Raw genomic sequence first — 3,689 nt, forward strand, 5'->3', positions numbered from 1 at the left:
GTGGGTGGAACATTTGACATGGCATCGAGATCTGATCTCGGGACTAGTACGCCGCTTCGGTGGTTGGAAGGTTCTGGGTGAGGGGACCGGTGCCTGCACGCTGTTGGGTCCTGAGGGACCGGATGCGGATCCTTCGGGGTCTGGTCTGAACCTCTGGACCTCTTTCTGTTTGTCCCTGTGGGGGCAGGTGGATGGGGGTTCCGCCCGTACTTTGAGAACTACACAGTGGACGCGAGCATCTTGCAGCCGGCTTTCGAGCTGGTTGCACAAGATGATCTTAAAGATCATTAGTCAATTTCTGATTCCATCTTCGGATGGGGTCGAGTTTTTGATTCAAACTCATGTGATTTCAAGTCTTTAAGAGCAAACGGTGGATGCCTTGGCATCTGGAGCCGAAGAAGGACGTAGCAATCTGCGATAAGCCTCGGGGAACTGATAAGCAAGTTTTGATCCGAGGGTGTCCGAATGGGGAAACCCCGCTGGGCGGCGTGCCGACCTAGTGACTCCCGCCTGAATATATAGGGCGGGTAGAGGGAACGTGGGGAAGTGAAACATCTCAGTACCCACAGGAAGAGAAAGCAACCGCGATTCCGTTAGTAGTGGCGAGCGAAACCGGATCAGGCTAAACCGAGTGTGTGTGATATCCGGCAGGAGTTGCATATTCGGGGTTGTGGGACTCACCAGTCAGTTCTGCCGAGCTGGCGACGTTACAGAAGCGTATAGACGAACGGTCTTGAAAGGCCGGTCATAGAGGGTGCCAACCCCGTAGTCGAAATGCGTGTTCTGGCGTGGAGAGTATCCCAAGTAGCACGGGGCCCGTGAAATCCCGTGTGAATCTGTCAGGACCACCTGATAAGCCTAAATACTCCCAGATGACCGATAGCGGACAAGTACCGTGAGGGAAAGGTGAAAAGTACCCCGGGAGGGGAGTGAAATAGTACCTGAAACCGTTTGCTTACAAACCGTTGGAGCACCCCTGGTAGGTGTGACAGCGTGCCTTTTGAAGAATGAGCCTGCGAGTTAGCGATATGTGGCGAGGTTAACCCGTGTGGGGTAGCCGTAGCGAAAGCGAGTCTGAATAGGGCGATTCAGTCGCATGTCCTAGACCCGAAGCGAAGTGATCTATCCATGGCCAGGTTGAAGCGACGGTAAGACGTCGTGGAGGACCGAACCCACTTAGGTTGAAAACTGAGGGGATGAGCTGTGGATAGGGGTGAAAGGCCAATCAAACTTCGTGATAGCTGGTTCTCTCCGAAATGCATTTAGGTGCAGCGTTGCGTGTTTCTTGCCGGAGGTAGAGCTACTGGATGGCCGATGGGCCCTACAAGGTTACTGACGTCAGCCAAACTCCGAATGCCGGTAAGTGAGAGCGCAGCAGTGAGACTGTGGGGGATAAGCTTCATAGTCGAGAGGGAAACAACCCAGACCACCAACTAAGGTCCCAAAGCGCGTGCTAAGTGGGAAAGGATGTGGAGTTGCTCTGACAACCAGGAGGTTGGCTTAGAAGCAGCCACCCTTGAAAGAGTGCGTAATAGCTCACTGGTCAAGTGATTCCGCGCCGACAATGTAACGGGGCTCAAGCACGCCACCGAAGTTGTGGCATTGACATTATTGGTAGGCCTTCGTGGTCCAGCCGTGTTGATGGGTAGGAGAGCGTCGTGTGGCCAGCGAAGCGGCGGTGGAAACCAGCCGTGGAGGCTACACGAGTGAGAATGCAGGCATGAGTAGCGAATGACGTGTGAGAAACACGTCCTCCGAAAGACCAAGGGTTCCAGGGTCAAGCTAATCTTCCCTGGGTAAGTCGGGACCTAAGGCGAGGCCGACAGGCGTAGTCGATGGACAACGGGTTGATATTCCCGTACCGGCGAAGAACCGCCCAAGCTAATCCAGTGGTGCTAAACGTCCGAGCCTTCACATCGTCACCTTCGGGTGACACCGTGGAGGGGAGCACGTGACCCCATGCTGGTGCGGTTAGCGTATTAACAGGTGTGACGCAGGAAGGTAGTCCAAGCCAGGCGATGGTTGTCCTGGTGCAAGTGCGTAGGCCGAGTCGTAGGCAAATCCGCGACTCATACAGGCTGAGACACGATGCGGATAAAAAGTGGATGATCCTATGCTGCCGAGAAAAGCATCGACGCGAGGTTCTAGCCGCCCGTACCCCAAACCGACTCAGGTGGTCAGGTAGAGAATACCAAGGAGATCGAGAGAATCGTGGTTAAGGAACTCGGCAAAATGCCCCCGTAACTTCGGGAGAAGGGGGGCCTTCGACGTATTAGGACTTGCTCCGAAAGCGTTTGGAGGCCGCAGAGACTAGTGGGTAGCGACTGTTTACTAAAAACACAGGTCCGTGCCAAGTCGCAAGACGATGTATACGGACTGACGCCTGCCCGGTGCTGGAAGGTTAAGAGGACCGGTTAGCCGCAAGGCGAAGCTGAGAATTTAAGCCCCAGTAAACGGCGGTGGTAACTATAACCATCCTAAGGTAGCGAAATTCCTTGTCGGGTAAGTTCCGACCTGCACGAATGGCGTAACGACTTCCCAACTGTCTCAACCGCGAACTCGGCGAAATTGCATTACGAGTAAAGATGCTCGTTACGCGCAGCAGGACGGAAAGACCCCGTGACCTTTACTACAGCTTGGTATTGGTGTTCGGTGTGGCTTGTGTAGGATAGGTGGGAGACTTTGAAGCGGTGACGCCAGTTACCGTGGAGTCATTGTTGAAATACCACTCTGGTCACTCTGGATATCTAACTTCGAACCGTAATCCGGTTCAGGGACAGTGCCTGGTGGGTAGTTTAACTGGGGCGGTTGCCTCCCAAAAAGTAACGGAGGCGCCCAAAGGTTCCCTCAACCTGGTTGGCAATCAGGTGGCGAGTGTAAGTGCACAAGGGAGCTTGACTGTGAGACTGACAGGTCGAGCAGGGACGAAAGTCGGGACTAGTGATCCGGCAGTGGCTTGTGGAAGCGCTGTCGCTCAACGGATAAAAGGTACCTCGGGGATAACAGGCTGATCTTGCCCAAGAGTCCATATCGACGGCATGGTTTGGCACCTCGATGTCGGCTCGTCGCATCCTGGGGCTGGAGTAGGTCCCAAGGGTTGGGCTGTTCGCCCATTAAAGCGGTACGCGAGCTGGGTTTAGAACGTCGTGAGACAGTTCGGTCCCTATCCGCTGCGCGCGTAGGAAGTTTGAGAGGATCTGACCCTAGTACGAGAGGACCGGGTTGGACGAACCTCTGGTGTGTCAGTTGTTCCGCCAGGAGCACCGCTGATTAGCTACGTTCGGGATGGATAACCGCTGAAAGCATCTAAGCGGGAAGCCGGCCTCAAGATGAGACTTCCATACCTTCGGGTGAGAGGCTCCCAGCCAGACTACTGGGTTGATAGGCCAGATGTGGAAGCACGGTAACGTGTGCAGCTGACTGGTACTAATAAGCCGATGACTTGATAACACACCGTTTGTTGGTGCTTGCGTCCACTGAGTGGTTCTCGATGTACGGTCGAGAACTACCTTCAACAATGATTCATCATTGCTTTAGGTTTGATTGAAACATCAATAGTGTTTCGGCGGCCATAGCGTGAGGGAAACGCCCGGTCACATTCCGAACCCGGAAGCTAAGCCTCACAGCGCCGATGGTACTGCAGGGGGGACCCTGTGGGAGAGTAGGACACCGCCGGACTCCTTTTAGTC

General features: G+C 54.5%; 2 rRNA genes. Both read left to right on the forward strand.

The window, feature by feature from the left end:
- The first annotated feature begins 347 nt into the window (after positions 1-347).
- A 23S ribosomal RNA gene (locus AB0P08_RS17030) occupies positions 348-3,450 on the forward strand.
- A 111-nt stretch (positions 3,451-3,561) separates the two neighbouring features.
- Positions 3,562-3,678, forward strand: a 5S ribosomal RNA gene (gene rrf, locus AB0P08_RS17035).
- The last annotated feature ends 11 nt before the right edge of the window (positions 3,679-3,689 follow it).

It is taken from the genome of Microbacterium meiriae (assembly GCF_040686935.1).
Taxonomy (GTDB): domain Bacteria; phylum Actinomycetota; class Actinomycetes; order Actinomycetales; family Microbacteriaceae; genus Microbacterium; species Microbacterium meiriae.